We start from the raw sequence: 23,777 nt of genomic DNA, 5'->3' as shown, positions 1-23,777 counted from the left end.
GGAGCGTATGCCGGTAGATGATGTGATCGCTGACAAAACACAGATCCCGACAAATCTCCGGCTTCTCCTCCTGATCGAGGCGGTCGTGAAAAAGGGCGAGCCGGTGTCCCCGGCCGCCCTTTCCGAAACACTCGACCTGCCAAAGGCCACGATCCATCGCCTGCTAACCACGGCCGAAGCCGAAGGCTATTTGCAGCGGGATGTCGACGGACGCTCTTACGGGCCGGGACAGCGCCTGCGTGTGCTGGCCGCCAACACCATGTCCTCGCAACGGGTGCGCACCGAACGCCTGCTGATAATGCGCAGACTGGCCGAGGACATCGGCGAGACCTGTAATCTTGCGGCCCCCGAACGCTTCGGCATGATCTATCTTGATCGCGTCGAAACCAAATGGCCGCTGCGCATCCAACTGCCCGTCGGCACCACTGTGCCGTTCCACTGCACCGCAAGCGGCAAACTCTACCTGTCCTCGCTCAGAAGCGACAAGCTCGAACGCCTTCTGGACGGGCTGGAACTGGCCCGCTTCACGGACCGCACGCTGACCACGCCCTCGGACCTGATGAAGGAACTCTCGGACATCCGCGCGCGCGGCTATTCCACCGACAACGAAGAATTCATGGACGGCATGGCCGCGGTCGCCGCTCCGATCCGCGACAGTGAAAACCGCTTTCTCACGGCCATCGCGATCCACGCGCCTGTGCAGCGCCTAGGCATCAGTGAATTGCTGGAAACCCTGCCAATCATCCGGACCGCCGCGCGTAAACTGGAAATCATCGCGCGAAGTTGACGCGCGCACCGCATCAGAACATCATGCAATCCGCGCCGGGGCGCAAAGGCTCGGCACCGTCGGGCAGGGTGGGCGTATAGGTGAAACTCGCGATCGAAGCGCCCTGATCGAAGGCGATGAACAACTCGTTCGACCCCGGCCGGATCGCGATCCCCTCGGGATCGATCCCATAGGGCAACAACGACGCCGTATTCAGCAACGTGCCGTCCGCGTCGAACTCATAAAGACTGTTCGATCCCTCGTAATCATCGACAATCAGCAAATGCCCTGTGCGCGGATCCCGCGCAATGCCCTGTGCTTCGCTCAAAGGCGGGTCCAAAGTCATCGTATTGATCCGCCGCAAAATCTCGCCATCCGGCGCCATCCACGTTAGAAACTCGGGATCATCTTCGACCGTGATGATCACGCCCGCGTCGTCCACCACCATGCCCTCGGTATCCGCCCATTCCCCCTCAATACGAAACGGCGCGGCCAGTGCCTCGCCGTTCTTGGAGAGCCGCTGAAACCTGCCGCCGCCATCTGCCACGATCAGATCGTTGCCTTCCAAAGCGATCGCCTTGATGCGAAACAAATCCGAAGTGATGCGACGCAACTCCAGCCCGTCCAGCGTCACCAGGATTGCCTCGGGTCCCTCGTTGGCAATCCAAAGCCCGCAAAATGCCGGATCATATTCCAGACTGGCAGGTCGATTGAGACTGTACTGTCCGGTCAACTGCAAATCCAAAGCAAAGGCTGGGCCGGACATGCCCACCAAAGCCAATACCACAAATCTCGCGCAGCGTTTCATACACACAAAAGATGCGACACGACGGCCATTGGTCAACTGCACCCGACACGCGGCGCGGCTCTAACCCTCCTTTTTGGCTAAAATATCCAACGCGATTTCTTGCAATCGCCAAAAAAAACTACCGGTTGCGCCCGCGCTCAAAGCGTCCCGCATCTTCTGCCGCCTTGCGGATGGCCCGGCTCTTGTTGACGGTTTCTTCGTATTCGGCCTCGGGGTCGCTGTCCCAGACGACACCGCCACCCGCCTGCACGTAAAGCGTTTCGTCCTTCAGGACAGCCGTGCGCAAGGCGATACACATGTCCATGTCGCCCCCGGCCGAGAAATACCCGACACCGCCGCCGTAAACGCCGCGCTTTTCGGGCTCCAACTCGTCGATGATCTCCATCGCCCGTACCTTGGGCGCGCCCGAGACCGTCCCGGCAGGCAAACCCGCCAACAAGGCCGACAAGGCGTCCTGATCCGCGCGCAATTCACCGACGACGTTCGACACGATGTGCATCACATGGCTGTAATGCTCGACGATGAATTCCTCGGTGGGGTGCACGGTGCCGATCTTGGCAACCCGTCCTACATCGTTGCGTCCCAGATCCAGAAGCATCAGATGTTCGGCCAATTCCTTTTCGTCGCTCATCAGATCCGCCTCAAAAGCGCGGTCTTCCTCTGGCGTCGCGCCCCGTGGCCGCGTGCCCGCAATCGGGCGCACCGTGACTTCACCGTCAAACACCCGCACCAGTATTTCCGGCGACGCCCCGATGACCTGAAAACCACCGAAATCGAAATGGAACATGAACGGCGACGGGTTCGTGCGGCGCAAGGACCGGTAAAGCGAGAAGGGCGCCAGAGGAAACGGTTGCGACCAGCGCTGCGACGGGACCACCTGAAAAATGTCGCCCGCCTTGATGTATTCGCGCGCCTTCTCGACGGCGGCCAGATAATCGGCCTTGGCAAAGTTCGACACTGGCTCGGGCGCGACGAATTCTTCGCCCAGATCCCGGTCGCCACTTGGCACCGCGCGCTCCATATCGCGCACCGCATCCATCACACGCTCGGCCGCCTGCGCATAGGCCGCCCGCGCGCTCTGTCCCGACGACACCCAGGCGGGCGCGCAGACGATCACCTCGCCCTTCACACCGTCCAGCACGGCCACGACGGACGGGCGCAACAAGATGGCATCCGGCACACCCAGAACATCGGGGTTGATGTTGGGCAGACGCTCGACCAGACGGATCATGTCATAACCAAGATACCCAAAAAGCCCCGCCGACGCGCCTGGCAAGCCTGCAGGAAGATCAATCCGGCTTTCTGCGATCAGACTGCGCAAAGATGCCAATGGATCAAGCGTCTCATCCGTGAAATCGTCCCGGTCAAACCGCGCGTTCCGGTTGATCCGGGCCGTCGTTCCCTGACATTCCCAGATCAAATCCGGCTTCATGCCGATGATCGAATAGCGCCCGCGCACTTCGCCGCCCGTGACCGACTCAAGCACAAACGCATCCGCCTTGGCCCCGGTCAACTTCAGCATCAGCGACACCGGAGTGTCCAGGTCTGCCGCCAGCCGGGTGTAGACCAACTGGTTCTCGCCCGCGTCGTACCCGCGGGCAAAAGCGTCATAGGAAGGCAACAGGCTCATCAGGGTGCGCTGGCCGTCACGGCGTTGATCGCGGTCTGGTTGATCGACACCTCCGTCTCGTTCAGCACGGCTTGCGTGAACGCACCAAGCAGGCTGTCGGACAGCTCGCGCGCGGTCTCCTGACCGAACTGATCGATCACCAGCTGCGCCTCGGGCGAGTTTGGATCAGGCGCCACAATATCGTCCAGCCGCACCAGCCAAACCTCACCCGCCTCGGCCAGAACGCGCACTTCGCCGGGCGCCATGTCAAACACCTGATCGGTGAAATCCGGCGGCGTGCCCTGGACGAAACCGTTGCGCTCGAGGCCGCGATCCGTCTCCAGCCGAAGGCCCAACCCGGCCATTTCGGCGCCCCCGCGCAAACGGTCGGCATACTCCTCGGCCTGCGCGCTCAGGGCCGCCTCGGTCTGAGCCGCCTCCCATGCTTCGATCACCTCGCCGCGCACGCTTTCGAACGGCAGCAATACGGGCGGCAGAACCTTTGCCAAAGACAGCACGAAAAGCCCGCCGTCGTCCAATTCGCCGACCTCGGCAAAGGCACCAACCTCGGCAGTTGCCGCCGCCAGACGGAACGCATCATAAGCGGCGATCCCGTCCGTTACGTCCTCGCGCCACTCGATGGTGCCCGCCTGCATGTCCGTGCGCTCGGCCAGTTGTTCGGTGGTCGCTCCGCCCGCGATCAAATCCTCGACCTGCGCCTGACCTTCCAGAATGATGCGCCGCGCACGATCCGCGGCAGCTTCTTCGGCCAACTCCTCGCGGGCGTCTTCGAATGTCGTTTCCTGTGCGCTCAGGATTGCGTTCATCCGGTAAAGGGCAGGGCCAAGCGACGAGGGTAAAGGCCCGGCAACGCCTGGCTCTTCCAGCGCAAAAAGGGCCGCGCCCGCAGCGCCAAGCTCGTCTTCCTGCATATCGCCAAGATCCACGTCGTCCAGCGTCAGTCCGCGCTCTGCCACCAAATCGTCAAAACTGACCTCGCCCCCATCAATCCGCGCCTTTGCCGCCATCGCTTCGGCCTCCGAGGTGAACACCAGACGCTCGACGATACGCCGCTCAGGGCGCACATAAGAACTGAGCCGGCCCTCGTACAGTGCGCGCAACTGGTCATCGTCGACCTCGATATCGTCAACGATCATGTCCGGCGTCAGCCAAGCATAGTCGATCACGCGCGTTTCGTCCTGGGTGAATGGCTCGGGGTTTTCACTGTGAAAGCTCCGCAATTCGGCGTCCGAAGGTTCGGCCAGAGGCGCATCCAGATCGTCGCGGTTCAGCCGCGCCCAAGTGATGTCACGCGCCTCGCGCGCATAGTTGAACAGCGTGTTGGTGAAAACATCCGGCGTGCGCACACCCGACTGCACCGCAGCGCGCAACAGCCCGCTTGCGATCCCGTCGCGGATTTCCGTCTCGTACTCGCGCACCGTCACACCGCTCTGGCGCAGCGCCAATTCGTAGGTCTGACGGTCGAAATCACCCGAAAGCCCCTGAAACGCGGGGCTTTGCGCCACTTCGCGCCCGACGTTCTCGTCGCCGACCGAAATCCCGGCCTCGGCGGTTGCGTTTTCCAGTGCCGCGTCGCGCACCACCTGGCTCAAAGCCGCGCGATCGAACCCGAATTCGCGCGCCTGCGCGACCGTCAGGGCCTGGCCCGTCACCTGCTGGTAACTGCGCATCTGGGCCTGCAAGGTGCGCGCGAATGTCTCGGCGCTGACCTCGGTGTCGCCCACGGTTGCCACGTTGCGGACTGACCCGCCGAAGTTGGTCGCACCAAACCCTGCAAGGCCCGCGATAAGCAGCACCATGATGATCCAGACGAAGACGTTTGACGCCTTTTTCTTAGCCATTTTTGCGGGTCCTTCTGCAACGGTCGCGACTTCCTACGCGAGCGCCAAAGCCCGTGCAAGACCCAGACCTCAAAGAGTAAGCGATCCCAGGCGCCGCGCCAGTTCGTGGATGCCGCTCGCGTCTATATTGGCAAATGCGATCCGCAAGCTTTGCTGTCCCAAAGTGTCGCCTGCGGGCGTGAACATCGTCCCCGGCAAGGCCAGCACCGAGGCCTCCGAAACCAGACGCTTGGTCAGCACGTCCGAGGCCATATTGTAAGGATGCCGCATATAGGCGAAATACGCCCCGACCCCGAGAATTTCCCATCCGGGCAGAGGCGCGATATGCGTTTCGACCGCCGCGCGCCTTGCCAGTATTTCGGCGCGTTCTCCACCCAGCCATTGCCGCAGGTTACGCATCCCCCAAAGGGCGGCCATCTGCCCCAACTGATTGGCGCAGATCGATACCGTATCCAGAAACTTCTCAACCTCGGCCAACCGGGCAGGGGTCGCCACCAACGCGCCCACCCGATGTCCCGTCAACCGATAGGCCTTCGAAAACGAGTAAAGCTGGATCAGCGTCTCGCGCCAGTCAGGATCGGTGAACAGATCATGTGGCGCGCCCTCAACCGAATGGAAATCGCGATAGGTCTCGTCCAGGATCAAAGCGATCCCCCGCGCACGGCATACCTCGAAAAACGCCCGTACCAGTCCGACGGGGTATTCCGCCCCCGTCGGATTGTTCGGCGTCACCAGCACTATCGCCCGCGTCCGGTCTGTGATCAGAGCGGTCGCCGCCTCCAGATCAGGCAACATTCCCGCGCCGCAGGGCGTTGGAACCGCCCGTATCCCCGACATGTCCAGCCACATTTTATGATTGAAATACCAAGGCGTTGGAAGAAGAACTTCATCCTCCGGCCCTGCCAGTGTCGCCACCGCTGCCGCAAATGCCTGGTTGCACCCCGACGTGATCGCGACGTCACCTGCATCAACTGCGCCGCCATAAGCCTCGGACCACTCCGAGGCGACAGTCGCGCGCAATTCCGGTATCCCCAGAACCGGCCCGTATAAATGCGCCTGAGGCACTTCAATCGCAAACCGCGCAATCGCCTCGCGCATCGCCAATGGCGGCACATCGACCGGCGCCGCCTGACTGACATTCAGCAATGGCCGATCAACCGGGAACTCAACGCCGGCAATCCACCGACGCGCCTCCATCACCGGAGGCGCTTCCGTGCCCGCCATCGCCGGTTGAATGCGCATCAATCCTTGCCGCGATAAGGCTCAACGTATTGCAGCGCCATGTCCCACGGGAAGAAAATCCAAGTGTCCTGCGAGACGCCAGTGATAAACGTATCCACCATCGGTTCGCCCTTGGGCTTTGCGTAAACGGTCGCGAAATGCGCATTCGGATACAAGGACCGCACCAGTTCCAGCGTCTTGCCGCTGTCCACCAGATCGTCCACCACCAGAATACCCGTCCCGTCGCCCATCATTTCGGCGTCCGGCGCCTTCAGCACCTGCGCCGACGACTGCGCCTGATGGTCATAGGATTTGACCGAAATCGTATCGACCGTGCGCACATCCAGTTCACGCGCCACAATCATCGCAGGGGCCATTCCACCGCGCGTGATGGCCACAATCGCGCGCCATGTGCCGTCGTCAGGGCCGCGGCCATCCAGCCGCCACGCCAAGGCGCGGCTATCGCGATGAATCTGGTCCCATGAGACATGAAACCCCTTTTCGTGTGGCAGTTGATCGCTCATTCCTTGCGCTCCAGCGTCATATCGGGGGCCTCGGGGTTCTTCATGCCAACGACATGATACCCTGAATCCACGTGATGCACCTCTCCAGTCACGCCACGCCCCAGATCACTGAGCAAATACAGCGCCGAACCGCCGACGTCTTCGATCGAAACGTTCCGGCGTAGAGGCGAATTCAACTCATTCCACCTCAGGATATAGCGGAAATCGCCAATCCCCGACGCGGCCAGCGTCTTGATCGTTCCCGCGGAAATCGCGTTGCAACGGATGTTATCCTTGCCCAGATCCTCGGCGATATACCGCACACTCGCCTCCAAAGCCGCCTTGGCCACACCCATCACATTGTAGTGCGGCATGACCTTCTCGGCGCCGTAATAGGTCATCGTCAAAAGCGATCCCCCGTCCGGCATCATCGTACAAGCCCGCCGGCATACGGCCGTAAAGGAAAAGACCGAGATATCCATCGTCTGCTTGAAGTTGTCGCGGCTGGTGTCGACATAGCGACCCCGAAGTTCATTTTTATCTGAAAAACCAATGGCATGAACGACAAAGTCCAATTTGCCCCAACGCTCTTTCAAGGCATCGAACAACTCGTCGATGCTGTTTCCGTCGCCCACATCGCAAGGCAGAACAACGTCCGAGCCCAAAGACGCCGCCAAAGGATCGACCCGCTTCTTCAGCGCGTCTCCCTGATAGGAAAATGCAAGCTCGGCGCCCTGATCGGCCAGCGCCTTTGCAATCCCCCATGCAATAGATTTATCGTTTGCCAACCCCATGATGAGGCCGCGTTTACCCGTCATTAACCCTGCAGCCATGGCCTTGTCCCTCAGCCCGTTTACGCTGCGACGGGTCTATGCCATGAACACCCTCGCATCAAGACCCGCGTCAACAGGAGCCCGCAACATGAGCGAAAGAACCGGCATTTTCGAAGGCGACAGCCCGTTCGAGATCATTCGACGCTGGCAATCCGAAGCATGGGACACCGAGCCAAACGACGCCAACGCCATCGCCTTGTCGACGGTCGACCCTGACGGTCTGCCCAACGTGCGCATGGTGCTGTTGAAGGACATCGAAGACGACGCCTTCGTGTTTTACACCAATTACGACAGCGCCAAGGGGCAGGAGCTTGCCGCCACCCCCAAAGCCGCCTTCGTGATGCACTGGAAAACCCTGCGCCGTCAGGTGCGCGTGCGCGGACACGTCACCCGCGAAGAAGGCGAAAAGGCCGATGCCTATTACAACTCCCGCGCCCTTGAGAGCCGCATCGGCGCCTGGGCCTCACAGCAATCGCGTCCCCTGAAATCCCGCGCCACCCTCATGGCCGAGGTTGCAAAACAGGGCGCAAAGCATGGGTTAAGCCCGAAACGCCCGCCACATTGGGGCGGTTTTCGCATCAAACCGGTCGAGATCGAACTTTGGGCGGATGGCGCTTTCCGGCTGCATGACCGCTTCCGATTCACCCAAAACGAAGACAATCGTGCCTGGCAAGCAACACGCCTTGCACCGTGATGTGGTTTCCGGGAAGAACATTAACAAAAACTAATATTGACCCTTGCAATGGTGCGACACCATGGCCCAAACTCCTATTAAAAGGGGCCAGAGGCTCGAGGGATGATGCTGAAAATGTCGGACGCTGAAGAAGACGGGACACGTGTCTCGGGCACCGTTAAATGGTTTGACCCATCCAAGGGGTTCGGATTCGTCGTGGCCAACGAAGGCGGTCCCGACATTCTTCTCCATGCCAATGTGCTCAGAAATTTTGGACAATCCTCGGTGGCCGACGCCGCCGGGATCGTGGTCATTGTACAGGAGACCGCGCGTGGCGTGCAGGCCGTCGAAGTCCTGTCCATCTCGCCGCCTGCCGGTGAAGAATTCGACGAAGACGAAATCGACAGCGAAATCGCGGAGGCCGTCGATCTGTCGCTGCCTTTGGAGCCGGCCCGCGTGAAGTGGTTCGACAAGGCCAAGGGCTTCGGCTTTGCCAATGTGTTCGCCCGCGACGAGGACGTGTTCCTCCATGTAGAAGTGCTGCGCCGTTCCGGCCTTGCCGATCTGCAACCGGGAGAGGCCGTATCGCTGCGCGTGGTCGATGGCAAACGCGGCCGAATGGCCATGCAGGTCACCAGCTGGGAAGCCGCGTTAAAGCCCGACGAGTGACCCGCACCGCTCTCTTTTCCTTTCTGACCACGATCGCCACCGCCACCGCGGCTTTTTCCGCCTGTTCCGAAACGCATGTCGATCTCAAGGGCGACTGGGGGCAGGCGCGTTTCATGGTCGAAGTCGCCGACGATCCCGCCGAACGCTCGCAAGGTCTGATGAACCGAGAAAACATGGCCCGAAGCGCGGGTATGCTTTTTGTCTACGAATTTCCCCAGCGCGTCGCCTTCTGGATGCGCAACACGCTTATTCCACTCGACATGATCTTCCTCGATGACACTGGCACAGTGCAGCGCGTCCACGAAAACGCCATCCCGCTTGATGAAACCGCGATCCCGGGGGGCGACAACATCCAGTATGTGCTCGAGATCAATGCAGGCCTCGCCGCACTTTATGGCATCGACGAAGGTACCGTCCTCAGACACCCGTCCATCGGTGAAAATGCCGTTTGGGGCTGCAAAGACGAAAATTAACTGAAATGCAGGATTGCACCCGCCAAAAAACGCGGCTAATCAGCAACCCGTCGGGGCGTAGCGCAGCCTGGTAGCGCATCTGTTTTGGGAACAGAGGGTCGGGAGTTCGAATCTCTCCGCCCCGACCACCACCACCATTCACAGTCGAAAACGTGAAAAACACCCACTACATCTAGTGGTGCCTGTTTCTGTGGCACATTTTGTACCCTTGACCGCGTCCACAAGGCCACGCTGGCGTTAACCTTCGTTAACATCAATGCCAACGCAAAAAGGCGCATCGCTGGCGTTTACGCCGAGTCGCCCCTTGCGAGTCCCACCCGAAAACCTCAACACATCCCGCTAGCGGATTGCGAAACAAAGGATTTTTGCGATTGCCCTTTGGTCACCACCTTTGCGCGTCCGTTTGCGCATCGGCTAGGTCAGAATCGTCGGTTTCGCGATGCCCTGATCGTCAACCGAAAAACTTCACAAAAATGTAAAAATTCTCGTTGACGGGGCAGGGCTCCATGCTTCAGGTTGTGCGGGCCGGTCAGAAAGCCACAATATCTAGTGGTCGCGGCGCAGGGATGACACCCAACTCACAACCGCTCCCCCAAGGGCGATGCCGTGGCTTTTTTCAAATGAGTCACGCACCGATGAAGGTGTGTCCAGCGCTCTGACCGGCACGAATAGCGGCGTAAGCCAAAGGCGCGCCAGGAACCAAAACGACCTACCACGGGGCAAGTTAATGAAAATAGATCGTTCCTTTACGAAGGCTGGAAAAGACGCCTACGCGTCGCTCGAGTTCATGCACACTGCGTCCGAAATCCGCAATCCTGACGGCACGATCGTCTTCAAACTCGACAATGTCGAAGTTCCGACCACCTGGAGCCAGGTCGCCTCGGACGTCATTGCGCAGAAGTATTTCCGCAAGGCCGGCGTTCCTGCCGCGCTAAAGAAGGTCAAGGAAAAAGGCGTGCCTGCGTTCCTCTGGCGCTCGGTTCCCGACACCAAAGCCCTCGAAAAGCTGCCTGAGGACGAACGGTTCACCGGCGAAACCTCCGCCCGTCAGGTGTTCGACCGCCTCGCAGGGGCCTGGGCCTACTGGGGCTGGAAGGGCGGCTACTTCACCACCGAAGCCGACGCAAAGGCCTACTTCGACGAAATGCGCTTCATGCTCGCCACCCAGCGCGCCGCGCCGAACTCGCCACAATGGTTCAACACCGGCCTGCACTGGGCCTACGGCATCGACGGCCCATCCCAGGGCCACCACTACGTCGACTACAAGACCGGTAAACTCACGAAATCCGACAGCGCGTACGAGCACCCGCAGCCGCACGCCTGTTTCATTCAGTCCTGCGCCGATGACCTCGTAAACGAAGGCGGCATCATGGATCTCTGGGTCCGCGAAGCGCGCCTCTTCAAGTACGGCTCCGGCACCGGCACCAACTTCTCCAGCCTGCGCGCTGCCAATGAATCGCTCTCCGGCGGTGGCAAATCCTCAGGCCTCATGGGCTTCCTCAAGATCGGTGACCGCGCTGCCGGCGCAATCAAATCGGGCGGCACAACACGCCGGGCCGCCAAGATGGTCATCGTCGACGCCGACCACCCCGACATCGAGGAATTCATTAACTGGAAGGTCATCGAAGAGCAGAAAGTGGCCTCGATCGTTGCTGGCTCCAAGATGCACGAGCAAAAGCTCAACGCCATCTTCGCCGCCATCGCAGCCTTCGACGGAACCGAAGAAGGGGCTTATGATCCGGCTTCGAACCCGGCCCTCAAGTCGGCGGTGCGCGATGCGAAAAAGTCCGCAATCCCCGAGACTTACATCAAGCGCGTACTCGACTATGCACGCCAGGGCTACGCCTCGATCGAATTCCCGACCTACGACACAGACTGGGACTCCGAGGCCTATTCCTCCGTCTCGGGCCAGAACTCGAACAACTCGATCCGCGTCACCGACGCCTTCCTCAAGGCCGTCAAGGATGACGCCGACTGGGAGCTGATCCGTCGCAAGGACGGCAAGGTCGCCAAGTCGATCAAAGCCCGCGATCTGTGGGAACAGGTCGGCCACGCCGCATGGGCCTGCGCCGATCCCGGCATCCAGTACCACGACACGGTCAATGCCTGGCACACCTGCCCGGAAGACGGCGCAATCCGCGGCTCGAACCCGTGCTCGGAGTACATGTTCCTCGACGACACCGCCTGTAACCTTGCTTCGATGAACCTGCTCACCTTCTACAAGGACGGTGAATTCCAGGCCGATGAATACGTCCATGCCACGCGCCTGTGGACCGTCACACTGGAAATCTCGGTGATGATGGCCCAGTTCCCATCCAAGGAAATCGCGCAGCGGTCTTACGACTTCCGCACCCTTGGCCTCGGCTACGCCAACATCGGCGGCCTTCTGATGAACATGGGCTACAGCTATGACAGCGACGAAGGCCGCGCCCTTTGCGGAGCTCTCACAGCCGTCATGACCGGCGTCTCCTACGCAACCTCCGCCGAAATGGCGAGCGAGCTTGGCGCCTTTCCGGGCCACGCCAAGAACGGGGACCACATGCTGCGCGTCATGCGCAATCACCGTCGCGCGGCTTACGGTGAAACCGACGGCTACGAATTGATGAACGTTAATCCCGTTGCCCTCGATCACGCCAATTGCCCCGACCAGCGCCTCGTCGAACTGGCAAAAGCCAGCTGGGACGAAGCTCTCAGCCTTGGTGAAAAGCACGGCTACCGCAATGCGCAGGCCACGGTCATCGCGCCTACCGGCACGATTGGTTTGGTCATGGACTGCGACACAACCGGCATCGAGCCCGACTTCGCCCTCGTGAAGTTCAAAAAGCTCGCCGGCGGCGGTTACTTCAAGATCATCAACCGCTCCGTCCCAGCCGCGCTTGAAAAGCAAGGCTACGGCTCGGCCCAGATCGAAGAAATCATCTCCTACGCGGTCGGTCACGGCACGATCGGCAATGCGCCTGGCATTAACCATACCTCGCTGATCGGTCACGGCTTTGGCCCGGCTGAACTTGAGAAAATCGAAGCCGCCCTGCCATCGGCCTTCGACATCCGGTTCGTGTTCAACCAGTGGACACTGGGCGAGGAGTTCTGCACCAAAACCCTCGGCATCCCGGTTGAAAAGCTGCGCGATCCGTCCTTCGACCTGCTGCGTCACCTCGGGTTCACCCGGAAGGATATCGAACGGGCCAACGACCACGTTTGCGGCACGATGACCCTCGAAGGCGCGCCACACCTCAAGGAAGAGCACTATTCGATCTTCGACTGTGCCAACCCTTGCGGCAAGAAAGGCAAGCGTTTTCTCAGCGTCGACAGCCACATCACCATGATGGCCGCCGCGCAGTCGTTCATCTCCGGCGCGATCTCCAAGACGATCAACATGCCGAATGATGCAACGATCGAAGACTGCAAAGCCGCCTACGAACTATCGTGGTCCCTGGGCATCAAAGCCAACGCGCTCTACCGCGACGGCTCGAAACTCAGCCAGCCTCTCGCCGCTTCGCTTGTCGAAGACGACGACGAAGCCGCCGAGGTCCTCGAATCCGGCACGACACAGGAAAAGGCCGTCGTACTGGCCGAGAAGATGGTCGAAAAGATCATCGTCAAAGAAGTCGCCCGCGGTCGCGAGCGTATGCCCGAACGTCGCCGCGGCTACACACAGAAAGCCGTCGTCGGGGGCCACAAGGTGTATCTGCGCACTGGTGAATATCAGGACGGCAAGATCGGTGAGATCTTCATCGACATGCACAAGGAAGGCGCGGGTTTCCGCGCGATGATGAACAACTTCGCCATCGCCGTGTCCGTCGGTCTTCAGTATGGCGTGCCGCTTGAGGAATTCGTCGACGCCTTCACCTTCACCAAGTTCGAGCCAGCCGGCATGGTTCAGGGCAACGACAGCATCAAGAACGCCACGTCGATCCTCGACTACATCTTCCGCGAACTTGCTGTGTCCTACCTTGACCGCACCGACCTCGCGCACGTCAAACCACAGGGCGTCAGCTTTGACGACCTCGGTCGCGGCGAAGAAGAGGGCAAGCGCAACTTCGAAGAGGTGAACGGCTCACGCGGCGAGGATCCGGTCGACGTGCTGCGCAAAGTAGTGTCGACGGGCTACCTCAGAAACCGTGCGCCGCAAGGCCTGATGGTCGTGCAAGGCGGAGCAGGGGCCACGGCCCTCAACACCACCGGCGACGCGGTTGCGACACTTGAAACCGTGGTCAAATCGGAAACCGCCATCGCAACGGGCACCGTCTCAATGGACGCGCGCACCAAGGCGAAAATGCAGGGCTACGAAGGCGATCCTTGCGGCGATTGCGGCAACTACACACTGGTGCGCAACGGCACCTGCATGAAGTGCAACACCTGCGGCGCGACAAGCGGGTGTAGCTGAACGAACAGGGTGGGGCGGCACTCACGTCCCCCCACTCTCACACGGAGTGCGTGCGCGCGCTCTTAACGCGGGTCAGGCCGCAGGCATAAACCGGGCGGTACAATCACAGAGCCTGACAAGCGAAACTGGGGGTCCTTAGGGGCCCCCTTCTTCTTTCCAGCCTCCTGATAATAAACGCAAAACCCCGACAAAACTGCTGGTATGTCAAAGAAGTGCCAGAAAACTCAACCAATCGGAGAGCATAGTCGTTAAAACTTTCTTAAAAATTGCCCCGCTCTCGCCCGAATGTCGTCACACTCTGTGGTCCATAAACCAAAAAGGGGTTGGGACGCCTGGAGATACGACACATGAATGCGTTAGCCGAAGACTTTTGGAACACCGAAACAGCCCAAACCATAGCTTCGAAGCTGCGTGTCTGGGATGCGCATTGGGGCTTCAACGTCTCCGAAAAGAAAAAGCGCAAGAACGACAAAAGCACGCTTTGGGAGCTGGGTATCAAGCTTGTTGGGATGATGATGATCCCGGCAGCCGGGATTATTCTCTTCCTTCCGGGCCTTCAGGTCTCAACGACCAGCGTCGTAGTCGTGCAGGCGGCCATGCTTTTCGCGTTTCTCGCCGTCGGCTTCGGTCTGCACCGCTACGCTGACCGTGGCTTTCGGACGAAATTCCAGGTCGACAGCGCCCGTGGTGAACTGCGCATCGGGACACTGAACGCCAAAGACCGCTTCTTCGTGCGCACCATCCTGAGCGTGACAAACATCGAAAGCGTGTTCATCGTCCGCTCGAAAGAGCCAGGCAAACCCGCCCAGCTGAGGGTTCGCATGAAGACCGGTACGACCACTGTACCGCTGGCCGAAGGCTCGGAGCGCACGCTTGTGCCAATTCTGGAGCGCATGATCGTCACGCTGCAGCCGCCACGCGCCAACAAACGCCGCGTGCGCACCATGACTACGGGCAAATTCATCCGTGCGTCGTTCGGCTAGGACACCTCCTGCAACCCTGATTTCCGCGCCACGCAAACGAATTGCGTGATCGAGAAAAAGAAGCGCCCGTCGCGCGCCAGAGCGACTTGCTGGTCGAACCACGCCTGCGCCTCCGCGGCGTCAATATGCCCTTGATCAATGGCAAATCCCCGCATCAGGTGCATCATCATCATGGCCACGCCGTCAGGGTTCAGCCTGTGATCAACCAGCGTGACTGGCACCACGTCCTCGACAAGATGACCCTCGCTCCTCAGAAGTGCGGGCAGGCGTTCAGGGATGCTTCCGCTCGCGAAATGCTGATCCCGGGACGACTTCATCCGCTCCATGCGATCCGGAACATCGCTGAACCAGATGAAACTCCCAAAATGCAGATCGCTGATCACCAGCATACCTCCGGGTTTGATGCATCGGAGAACCTCAGCGGCAGCAGCACGGATATCATCAGTGTATTCAAACACCTGAACCGACACGGCCTTGTCTGCGAAAGCGTCGTCCAACGGTAAATCCGTCGCCACGCCGCGCAGGAACGACACTTGGTCGAACGCGCCGCACTTTTCTTTCGCGACGCTCAGCATATCGTCACTTGGATCAATACCAATGATCTGACCCTCGGGGCCGACCGCGCGGGCCAGTTCGCGCGTTAGCAATCCGTTGCCGCAGCCGACATCAAGGATCGCCTCGCCCGGTCCGGGTTTCAGCGCATCAAACGAAGCCCGCCGCCTGCGCGTTATATCCGCCCCCTGATACGCGTTATCAAGAATTCTGGTCACTTCCGCATCAAACGTAAGCATCCCTCGCGTCCCTCAAAGCTCTTGATTCTGCCTGCGATCTTAGCCTCGAAAACGGGTTTTGCCCAATGAGGGCATCCACTCGACCGTGCTTGGGAAAAAGACACCTTCCCCCAACCGGCGTCCCGCGCTATCCCAATCAAAAGCAGAAAAACAAACGGAGCACACCACATGACCACTGGATCCGACATTGACCCGCACGGCCTCATGGAATTCTCTGTGGTCTTCACCGATCGTTCCCTCAACCATATGTCCAAGGCGTTTCAGGCGGTGATGAACGATATTTCGTCCATGCTGAAAGACATCTATTCCGCCAGCGGCGTGGCCATTGTTCCCGGCGGCGGCACCTACGCGATGGAGGCCGTGGCACGTCAGTTCGCCACCAAACGTCGTGCGCTCGTCATCCGGAATGGCTGGTTTTCCTACCGCTGGACCCAGATTTTCGACGCCGGCGACATTCCATCAAGTGCCACCATCCTGAAGGCCCGTCGTACCGGAAATCACCATCAGGCCCCTTTCGCACCCGCACCCATCGACGAAGTGACGCGGACCATCCTCGCTGAAAAACCCGACGTAGTCTTTGCCCCGCATGTCGAAACTTCCGCCGGCATCATCCTGCCGGATGATTATATCACAGCGGTCGCCGAAGCCGTTCACACCTATGGTGGCGTCTTTGTGCTCGACTGCATCGCGTCGGGCACGATCTGGGTCGATATGGCCGAGACCGGCGTCGATGTTCTGATCTCGGCCCCGCAAAAAGGGTGGAGCGCGTCACCGGCGGCGGGTCTCGTCATGCTGTCGGACCATGCGATTGCACGTATGAGCGAAACCCAGAGCACCAGTTTCGCCTGCGACCTTGGCAAGTGGTATCAGATCATGCAGGCCTATGAGAACGGCGGACACGCCTATCACGCCACTATGCCGACCGATGCTCTGGTTACGTTCCGCGATACGATGCTGGAAACCAAAGCGCTTGGATTCGACACCGTTAAGGCACAGCAAATCGAACTTGGCTCGAAAATTCGCGCCCTTCTTTCAGACGCAGGTATTCAAAGTGTGGCCGCTCCCGGTTTTGAGGCCCCCGGTGTGGTCGTGTCTTACACCGATGACCCCGACATCCAGAACGGGTCAAAGTTTGCCGCCCAGGGCATGCAGATTGCCGCAGGCGTTCCGCTTCAGGTGGGCGAGCCGGACGATTTCCGCACCTTCCGACTTGGTCTTTTCGGCCTCGACAAGCTGGCCGATGTGGATGGCGCCGTCGCTAAGGTAAAAACGGCTTTGGACACCGTCTACACCTGACAGGCCGCCAGTCACGCCCCTGCCGCCGCGATCCCGACGTGTTGCGGACGGGCGTATAGAGCTAATGTTTAGGAAACCTGAACGAGGGCGCAAAAAATCGCACGCCCCGTTCACCAAATCCTCACCAACACCCGCAATTCTTAACAGACCGTCACCCGGGCGAACGGTCGCACCGACGCGATACCGACGTGGCACCGACGCTTCTCGCATCGCGTTAAAGCAATCTAAAACGGGGACTTACAAGGCGTTAGTGCTGTGATTTGATAAACGTACCGTTATTGAGTTCTTTCACCGCCTGCATCAGTTCGGCTTGTGTGTTCATCACGATCGGCCCGTGCCACGCCACCGGTTCCTGCAAAGGACGCCCGGAAATCAGCAGAAACCTGACCCCCTCATTCCCGCTTGTCACGGTAATTTCGTCGCCAGTATCGAACCGCACCAACGTCCGGTTCCCGGACATGTCGCGGATGTTCAACTCCTCGCCTCGAAACTCTTTTTCTACACGAACACCAATAGGTTGCGAGGCGTCCCTAAAGCTCGCCGAGCCAGCAAACACATAGGCAAACGCGTTCGAATAGGCGTCGACAGGCAGAACCTTCCGCGTGTTCGGCGGGATCGAAACATCGACAAACATGGGCTCCGCCGCGATCCCGTCAACCGGCCCTGTCTTGCCCCAGAACTTGCCGATGATGATCTTCACGCGAGTCCCGTCATCGTCAATGATCTCAGGCACATCGGACCCCTGGATATCCTGATACCGCGGGTCCGTCATCTTGTGTGCACCGGGCAAATTCGCCCAAAGCTGGAATCCATGCATCCGCCCCGAAAAATCGCCCTTTGGCATTTCCTGATGCAAAATCCCCGAACCGGCCGTCATCCACTGCACGGACCCACGCCCCAGCAGCCCGCGATTCCCAAGCGAATCGCCATGCTCGACCTCACCTTCCAACACATAGGTGATCGTCTCGATCCCGCGGTGCGGATGCCATGGAAACCCCTTGTGATAAAGGGCCGGATCGTCATTTCTGAAATCATCCAGCAGCAGAAACGGATCGCTCTCGCTTGGGTCGCCAAACCCGAAAACACGGTGCAGATGAACCCCCGCACCCTCCATGGTCGGCCGGGCGGTCGAGGTTGATTTAACTGGACGAAAAGTCATGGCAAAACTCCTGTGAACGTTAACCCGAGACATAATCCAACCGCGCGAAAGGGAAACTGCCGCGCGCGCACAGGATCTGTGAAAAAAGGCGCGAAGCCTAGTGCGCGCCGTCCCCTCGTGACAGGGCCGCAACGCCGGTCCGCGCAACCTCCTGCAATCCCAACGGGCGCATCAGTTCGGCAAAAGCATCAATCTTTTCGGGTGTTCCGGTGATCTCGAAGACAAAACTCTCAAGTGTCGAGTCGACTACATTCACGCGGAAAATATCTGCCAACCGCAGGGCTTCCACCCGCTTGTCGCCAGTGCCCGCCACCTTGAACAACCCAAGCTCCCGCTCGACACTCGGCCCCTCGACAGTCAGATCATGCACCTCATGCACTGGCACGATCCGCCCCAGTTGCGCCTTGATCTGCTCGATCACGGATGGAGTTCCCGACGTCACAATCGTGATACGGCTCACATGACCGGTATGATCCGTTTCAGCAACGGTCAGGCTTTCAATGTTGTACCCGCGCCCCGAAAACAGCCCGATGACACGCGCCAGAACACCCGCTTCGTTATCGACGACAACAGCCAGAGTATGCCGTTCAATCGCTTCTGCATGGGGGTCACGAAGGTCGTAAGCCGAATGGCTCGATGCACCTTTTTTGATCTTGAGTGGAGACATGATCCAACTTCATCCTTTTCCAAATACCACGGGGTGAGCGAAGCGAGGGGCAGCGCCCCTCAAACCATCACAGCCCCCTTGGCGCCAATCGCATCCTTGGTCGAAACCTCACCCAGAAGCATCTTGTTATGCGGTTCACCCGACGGAATCATCGGGTAGCAATTCTCGTGCTTGGTCACCAGACAGTCAAAGATCACCGGCCCGTCGTGGTTCAGCATCTCCATGATCGCGTCATCCAAGTCCGCCGGATCCGAACACAAAATGCCTTTCGCTCCAAAGGCTTCCGCCAGCTTCACGAAATCGGGCAGGGCGGATGACCAGCTTTCCGAATACCGCTCACCATGCAGCAGTTCCTGCCACTGGCGCACCATACCAAGGCGCTCATTGTTTAGAATGAACTGCTTTACCGGCAGACGATACTGCACAGCCGTGCCCATCTCCTGCATGTTCATCAACCATGAGGCCTCACCCGCAACGTTGATTACCAAGGCATCCGGATGCGCCATCTGTACGCCCACCGACGCCGGGAACCCATAACCCATCGTGCCAAGCCCGCCAGAGGTCATCCAGCGGTTTGGTTCGTTGAATCCGAGGTACTGTGCGGCCCACATCTGGTGCTGGCCGACCTCGGTGCAAATATAACGAGACGGATGATCCTTGGTCAAAGCCTCCAGTCGCGACAACGCATACTGCGGCTTGATCACATTGCCTTCCTGCTTGAACGCCAGGCAATCCACCTTGCGCCATTTCTCGATTTGCGCCCACCACTTCTTGACCGCCTCGCCGTTTGTCTTTCGACCGCGCGATTTCCAAATTCTTAACATATCTTCGAGAACATGACCCACGTCACCGATGATCGGCAATTCGACGCGGATCACCTTGTTTATCGAAGACGGGTCAATATCCACATGCGCTTTCACTGATCCCGGTGAAAAATCCTGAACCCGGCCGGTGATCCGGTCATCGAACCGCGCGCCGATGTTGATCATCAGATCGCAGTCGTGCATCGCAAGGTTGGCCTCGTACAAACCATGCATGCCCAGCATGCCCAGCCATTTTTCACCATTCGCGGGGTATGCGCCCAGACCCATCAGGGTCGACGTGATCGGAAATCCTGTCGCCTCGACCAGTTCACGCAGCAGAGTGCTGGCAGCCGGCCCGGAATTGATAACGCCGCCGCCAGTGTAAAACAGCGGACGTTTGGCGGTTTCCATCGCCTCGACCAGTGCGGTGATCGTCTCGATGTCGCCTTTCACCGGCGGCTGGTAATGCGACACCCTCGCGGCCTTTGGAGCCGTGTACTTGCCGCTGGCGAATTGCACGTCCTTCGGGATGTCGACCAGAACGGGGCCGGGGCGGCCCTTTGTTGCGACGTGAAAGGCCTGATGGATGGTGTTGGACAATTCATCAGTCTCTTTCACCAGCCAGTTGTGCTTGGTGCAGGGCCGCGTGATCCCGACGGTGTCGGCCTCCTGAAAGGCGTCGTTGCCGATCATGAAGGTTGGAACTTGTCCGGTCAGAACAACGATCGGGATCGAATCCATTAACGCGTCCGTCAGACCGGTCACCGCGTTTGTGGCACCGGGGCCGGACGTGACCAAGGCAACGCCGGGCTTGCCGGTTGACCGCGCATACCCCTCGGCGGCGTGAACCGCACCTTGCTCGTGGCGCACAAGCACGTGGCGGATCTGGTTTTGCTGGAAAATCTCGTCGTAAATCGGAAGCACCGCGCCGCCGGGATAGCCAAAGATCACCTCGACACCCTGATCTTTCAGGGCCTGCACTACCATTTTCGCACCAGTCATCTGCGTCTTGCTCATCGCGCCAATCTCCATACGTCGCGCATAAAAAAAGCCCCCGATTTTCGGAGGCGCATGGGGTACCGTTCAGGATGTCCGTTACCGGCCCATGCGCCATTTTCCCACGAGGACTACAATCGGGGCCATTGCCCTATCTCCTAATGTCAGTGTGCCGGACCCTAGGCAGCAGGCTGAGGGGCGTCAACCGTGAAATTTGCATTTCTTGCGTTTGAGGGGGCTTTTGTGAAACTTTTCGCGGATTTTTGTCGCTTCGAAGCGATCGCCCTTTTCGCCAGCCCGACTTGAGCTATGGTCGCACGCATGGAAGAAACCACACCCAAACCGACGCAGGCCCGCCCGCTGCTCAGAGGTATCTCATTGAAACAATGGGGCTTTATTCTGTGGCGCGTACTGCGCCGCATGGGCCCCGACCAACTTGGTGTGATCGCCGCCGGCGTCGCATTCTACGCCCTTTTGGCGGTTTTCCCAGCGATTGCTGCCCTAACGGCCCTTGCGGGACTGTTCACCGAAGCCGACGCGGTTGTCGGTCAGCTTCAGTTCTTCACGCAGTATCTGCCCGAGGAGGCCGCGCTGATCTTGATCAATCAGGCCAACACGGTCGCCAGTTCGTCCGACGAGGGTCTGTCACTGGCACTTGCCCTCGGTGTGGGCTTCGCGATCTATCTGTCCACTCGCGCCACGACCAGCCTTATCCACGGCCTCAACATCGCGTTCAAAGAACAAGAGAGCAGGGGCATTGTCGCCTTCTGGAGCACCGTTATTCTGCTGACGGCCACGCTCCTGTTCGGCGTTTTGATCCTCGCGCTGTTGCTGATTGGCTTGCCGACCGCACTTGCCTTCGTTCCGCTGGATGTCGGCACCGAACAAACGCTCGCTGCCGCGCGCTGGATTCTGGTCGCCGCCGTGGTCATCGCGGGCATGTCCATTCTCTATCGCTGGGGGCCATCGCACGGCGCCGCTCGATGGAAATGGCTGACGCCGGGCACGATGATCTCAAGCGCGCTCTGGTATCTCGGCACCATCGGATTTTCGATCTATGTCGCGAATTTCGGCAATTACAATCAGACCTTCGGCAGCCTCGGCGGCGTCATCATCCTGCTGACATGGCTCTGGCTTTCGGCGTTCATCATCCTCCTCGGAGCCCTGCTGGACGCCGAGGTTAACGCCGAAATCGGCCTCTAAAGCTGACCTGTGCCCTGCAAGACGCCGTGCTCCATCGCATAACGTGTCAGGCCAGCGGTTGAGCTGATCCCCAGCTTCCGCTTGATGTTCTTGCGGTGCGTTTCGACCGTATGGATCGAAATATCCAGCACTTCGGCCACCTCGCGGTTCGACTTGCCCTGCGCCAGTTGTAGCAGCACCGTCTGTTCGCGAGACGTCAGCGGCTCGCGACCGTCCGAGATACGCGGGCTCAGGGACGATCGCGTGCCGGTGCACATATATGTGCCGCCCGCCATGACCCGGTCAATGGCGGTCTTGATCTCGTCGGTTGGCACGTCCTTGAGGATATACCCCTTTGCCCCATGGTTCATCGCCGTCGCGATATACTCCGGACTGTCATGCATACTCAGGATGACGATCAGCGTCTCGGAGCGCCGCTCAAGAATCATTTCGGTTGCCGCCAATCCGGTCACACCCGGCATGTTCAGGTCCAGCAAGACCACATCGGGGCGCAGAGCTTCGGCCTGTTCGACAGCCTCGCGCCCGTTGGACAGTGTGGCGACTACTTCGATGTCGTCATAGGTTTCAAGGATCGCCTCGATCCCTTCGGCCACCATGGCATGATCGTCGACGATCATCACGCGAATGGGTTTACTCATGCGCTTTCCTTCAAGGCCGAGTCGGGTCTCAACAGGTGACTGAGAGGTACCTCTGCTTCGATAATGGTGCCCTTTGGCGACGACAGAACCCGAAATGCGCCATCCAGTTGCGCCACGCGTTCTTCCATATTCCGCAAGCCCAGCCCGCCGCGTGCGGTGTCGGGCTGAAAGCCCGCCCCGTCGTCCTGTACCCGCAGCGTCGCGCCTTTCTTGTGTCCAAAGATGCGCACCTTCACTTCGCTGGCTCTTGCGTGCCGCTCGATGTTGGTCAACGCCTCCTGAGCCACCCGGAACAGGGCGGTCTTGGCCTCGTCATCAAGCCGGTTGCGGAACACCACGGTCTCAAGCTCGGTCCTGATCCCGGTCCGGTCGGTGAATTCGTCCGTCAAGGCCTTCAGTGCGGGTCCAAGTCCTAGGTCATCCAGCGTGCCAGGCCGCAGGTCACGGCTGATCCGTCGCACCTCCTGAATGGCCGTGGTCAGGTTCGCCATTCCTTTGGCGAGGCTTTCCGAAGCGCGCGTATCGCCAAGTGTCAGTCTTCTCTGCGCCAGATCAAAGGCATAGCGCGCACTGATAAGTATCTGACTGATCCCGTCGTGCAGTTCGCGCGCCACCCGCCCGCGTTCTTCTTCCTGCGTGTCGATGATGCGCTGCGTGAGTTGCTTCAGTTGCGCATCCGCAAGTGATCGCTCGCGGATGTTGATCCAAAGGCCGGCGACAAATACCAACAGCAACCCCGATGCCGTAATCAGCCCGATATAGATGAATGTCCGCTCAATCCGCCCTTCGACGCCCGCCCGCGCGGCGGCCACGGTTTCGCGAATGTCGTCGATGAAGATGCCGGTCCCCAACACCCATCGCCAATCCTGCAACCCGATCACATAGGTGGCCATCTCGGCCTGTTCACCGGTTGTCGGCTTGAACCACAAATGCGAATGATAGCCGCCACCAGAGCGTGCAACGCGAATGAACTCGGACGTGATCGGCACGCCGTTTGCGTCTTCGAGGCCCAGCCAGTTCTCGTTGATCAACTGGGTTTGCCGGGGTGCCACAAGGTTCTTTCCGTCATAGTCAAAGACAAAGAAATAGCCGTCCTGACCATAGATCATCGCGGCAAGGGTCTGCATGACCTGACGTTGTGCGTCTTCATCCTCGGGCAGGGCGTTGCCGTAGGTCGCGCCAATCGCGGTGCGCGCAATCGAGATGTAATTGCGCAGCTCTTCTTTCTTGGCTTCCAGCAATTGCACTTCCAATGAAGCGATCTCGCGCTCAGCCAGCGCACGCGATTGCAGGGTGACAAGAACGGCGATGGCCCCCATCGCCAGCAGCAAAGGCAACGCCGCGATAAGGAAGAACTTCCGGCGATACCGACGTGTCAGGTGATTGTCGTTGATGCGGAACTGATCCGGCATAGGCTCCTCCCACCGCTACGAATCG

At 59.6% G+C, this 23,777-nt stretch carries 20 protein-coding genes and 1 tRNA gene; 9 read left to right on the top strand and 12 right to left on the bottom strand.

The genetic code is table 11. The annotated features are described in order from the left end of the window. Positions 1-7: 7 nt before the first annotated feature. Positions 8-787 carry an IclR family transcriptional regulator gene (locus BOA8489_RS02765; protein WP_093972413.1) on the top strand — a complete coding sequence of 260 codons (780 nt, stop codon included), beginning with the start codon at positions 8-10 and terminating at the stop codon, positions 785-787. A 13-nt stretch (positions 788-800) separates the two neighbouring features. Here BOA8489_RS02765 and BOA8489_RS02760 read toward each other — a convergent pair whose 3' ends face one another. The 6 genes from BOA8489_RS02760 to fabI form a co-directional block, all read right to left on the bottom strand. Continuing rightward, positions 801-1,553, bottom strand: coding sequence for an NHL repeat-containing protein (locus tag BOA8489_RS02760; RefSeq protein WP_245813633.1), 753 nt, complete (start codon positions 1,551-1,553; stop codon positions 801-803). Between the two features lie 139 nt (positions 1,554-1,692). After that, positions 1,693-3,204: an anthranilate synthase component I gene (gene trpE / locus BOA8489_RS02755; RefSeq protein ID WP_093972412.1), complete on the bottom strand. Its 1,512-nt coding sequence runs from the start codon at positions 3,202-3,204 to the stop codon at positions 1,693-1,695. Next, positions 3,204-5,045: a peptidylprolyl isomerase gene (locus tag BOA8489_RS02750; protein ID WP_093972411.1), complete on the bottom strand. Its 1,842-nt coding sequence runs from the start codon at positions 5,043-5,045 to the stop codon at positions 3,204-3,206. Before BOA8489_RS02750 ends, trpE begins: the two co-directional genes overlap by 1 nt. A 69-nt stretch (positions 5,046-5,114) precedes the next feature. Then, positions 5,115-6,287: an aminotransferase gene (locus BOA8489_RS02745; protein ID WP_093972410.1), complete on the bottom strand. Its 1,173-nt coding sequence runs from the start codon at positions 6,285-6,287 to the stop codon at positions 5,115-5,117. Continuing rightward, positions 6,287-6,790, bottom strand: coding sequence for a xanthine phosphoribosyltransferase (gpt, locus tag BOA8489_RS02740; protein ID WP_093972409.1), 504 nt, complete (start codon positions 6,788-6,790; stop codon positions 6,287-6,289). The genes BOA8489_RS02745 and gpt overlap by 1 nt, the downstream gene beginning before the upstream one ends. Beyond that, entirely contained in the window at positions 6,787-7,602 is an 816-nt protein-coding gene (gene fabI / locus BOA8489_RS02735; RefSeq protein WP_093972408.1) for an enoyl-ACP reductase FabI, read from the bottom strand. Before fabI ends, gpt begins: the two co-directional genes overlap by 4 nt. 88 nt (positions 7,603-7,690) lie before the next feature. On the opposite strand from fabI, the gene pdxH reads away from it, so the two are divergent. The 6 genes from pdxH to BOA8489_RS02705 all read left to right on the top strand — a co-directional run bounded on the left by pdxH (position 7,691) and on the right by BOA8489_RS02705 (position 14,787). Further along, the gene (gene pdxH, locus BOA8489_RS02730) at positions 7,691-8,296 is read left to right on the top strand and encodes a pyridoxamine 5'-phosphate oxidase (RefSeq protein ID WP_093972407.1); all 606 of its coding nucleotides are present in this window, start codon (positions 7,691-7,693) and stop codon (positions 8,294-8,296) included. 114 nt (positions 8,297-8,410) lie between these two features. After that, positions 8,411-8,944: a cold-shock protein gene (locus tag BOA8489_RS02725; protein ID WP_245813632.1), complete on the top strand. Its 534-nt coding sequence runs from the start codon at positions 8,411-8,413 to the stop codon at positions 8,942-8,944. Further along, a complete protein-coding gene (locus BOA8489_RS02720; protein ID WP_370807032.1) occupies positions 8,941-9,417 on the top strand; it encodes a DUF192 domain-containing protein in 477 nt (158 codons plus the stop codon). The genes BOA8489_RS02725 and BOA8489_RS02720 overlap by 4 nt, the downstream gene beginning before the upstream one ends. A gap of 51 nt (positions 9,418-9,468) precedes the next feature. Next, positions 9,469-9,545: transfer RNA gene (locus BOA8489_RS02715), tRNA-Pro, on the top strand. A 599-nt stretch (positions 9,546-10,144) separates the two neighbouring features. Next, a complete protein-coding gene (locus BOA8489_RS02710; RefSeq protein ID WP_093972406.1) occupies positions 10,145-13,804 on the top strand; it encodes a vitamin B12-dependent ribonucleotide reductase in 3,660 nt (1,219 codons plus the stop codon). A gap of 347 nt (positions 13,805-14,151) precedes the next feature. Continuing rightward, on the top strand, positions 14,152-14,787 hold the full coding sequence (locus BOA8489_RS02705; RefSeq protein WP_093972405.1) for a hypothetical protein: 636 nt from the start codon (positions 14,152-14,154) through the stop codon (positions 14,785-14,787). Here the strand turns inward: BOA8489_RS02705 and BOA8489_RS02700 are convergent. Next, entirely contained in the window at positions 14,784-15,578 is a 795-nt protein-coding gene (locus tag BOA8489_RS02700) for a methyltransferase domain-containing protein (RefSeq protein WP_093972404.1), read from the bottom strand. The genes BOA8489_RS02705 and BOA8489_RS02700 overlap by 4 nt on opposite strands. Before the next feature lie 168 nt (positions 15,579-15,746). Here BOA8489_RS02700 and BOA8489_RS02695 point away from each other — a divergent pair, with 168 nt between their 5' ends. Then, positions 15,747-16,874: an aminotransferase class V-fold PLP-dependent enzyme gene (locus BOA8489_RS02695; protein WP_093972403.1), complete on the top strand. Its 1,128-nt coding sequence runs from the start codon at positions 15,747-15,749 to the stop codon at positions 16,872-16,874. A gap of 247 nt (positions 16,875-17,121) precedes the next feature. Here BOA8489_RS02695 and BOA8489_RS02690 read toward each other — a convergent pair whose 3' ends face one another. The 3 genes from BOA8489_RS02690 to BOA8489_RS02680 form a co-directional block, all read right to left on the bottom strand. Further along, a complete protein-coding gene (locus BOA8489_RS02690; protein ID WP_093972402.1) occupies positions 17,122-18,033 on the bottom strand; it encodes a pirin family protein in 912 nt (303 codons plus the stop codon). Positions 18,034-18,130: 97 nt separating this feature from the next. Continuing rightward, positions 18,131-18,700, bottom strand: a complete 570-nt coding sequence (gene ilvN / locus BOA8489_RS02685) for an acetolactate synthase small subunit (protein WP_093972401.1) — start codon at positions 18,698-18,700, stop codon at positions 18,131-18,133. Positions 18,701-18,759: 59 nt separating this feature from the next. After that, a complete protein-coding gene (locus BOA8489_RS02680) occupies positions 18,760-20,520 on the bottom strand; it encodes an acetolactate synthase 3 large subunit (RefSeq protein WP_245813631.1) in 1,761 nt (586 codons plus the stop codon). Positions 20,521-20,820: 300 nt separating this feature from the next. Between BOA8489_RS02680 and BOA8489_RS02675 the strand changes: the two genes are divergently transcribed. Next, positions 20,821-21,702 carry a YihY/virulence factor BrkB family protein gene (locus BOA8489_RS02675; RefSeq protein ID WP_176440184.1) on the top strand — a complete coding sequence of 294 codons (882 nt, stop codon included), beginning with the start codon at positions 20,821-20,823 and terminating at the stop codon, positions 21,700-21,702. On the opposite strand, the gene BOA8489_RS02670 is transcribed toward BOA8489_RS02675, so the two are convergent. Both BOA8489_RS02670 and BOA8489_RS02665 read right to left on the bottom strand, forming a co-directional pair. Next, positions 21,699-22,340, bottom strand: coding sequence for a response regulator transcription factor (locus BOA8489_RS02670; protein ID WP_093972399.1), 642 nt, complete (start codon positions 22,338-22,340; stop codon positions 21,699-21,701). The genes BOA8489_RS02675 and BOA8489_RS02670 overlap by 4 nt on opposite strands. After that, positions 22,337-23,752, bottom strand: a complete 1,416-nt coding sequence (locus BOA8489_RS02665; protein ID WP_093972398.1) for a cache domain-containing protein — start codon at positions 23,750-23,752, stop codon at positions 22,337-22,339. The genes BOA8489_RS02670 and BOA8489_RS02665 overlap by 4 nt, the downstream gene beginning before the upstream one ends. Positions 23,753-23,777 lie beyond the last annotated feature (25 nt).

The sequence above is a fragment of the Boseongicola aestuarii genome (assembly GCF_900184815.1).
Taxonomy (GTDB): Bacteria; Pseudomonadota; Alphaproteobacteria; order Rhodobacterales; family Rhodobacteraceae; genus Boseongicola; species Boseongicola aestuarii.
This window is presented reverse-complemented; position numbering and strand designations above follow the sequence as displayed.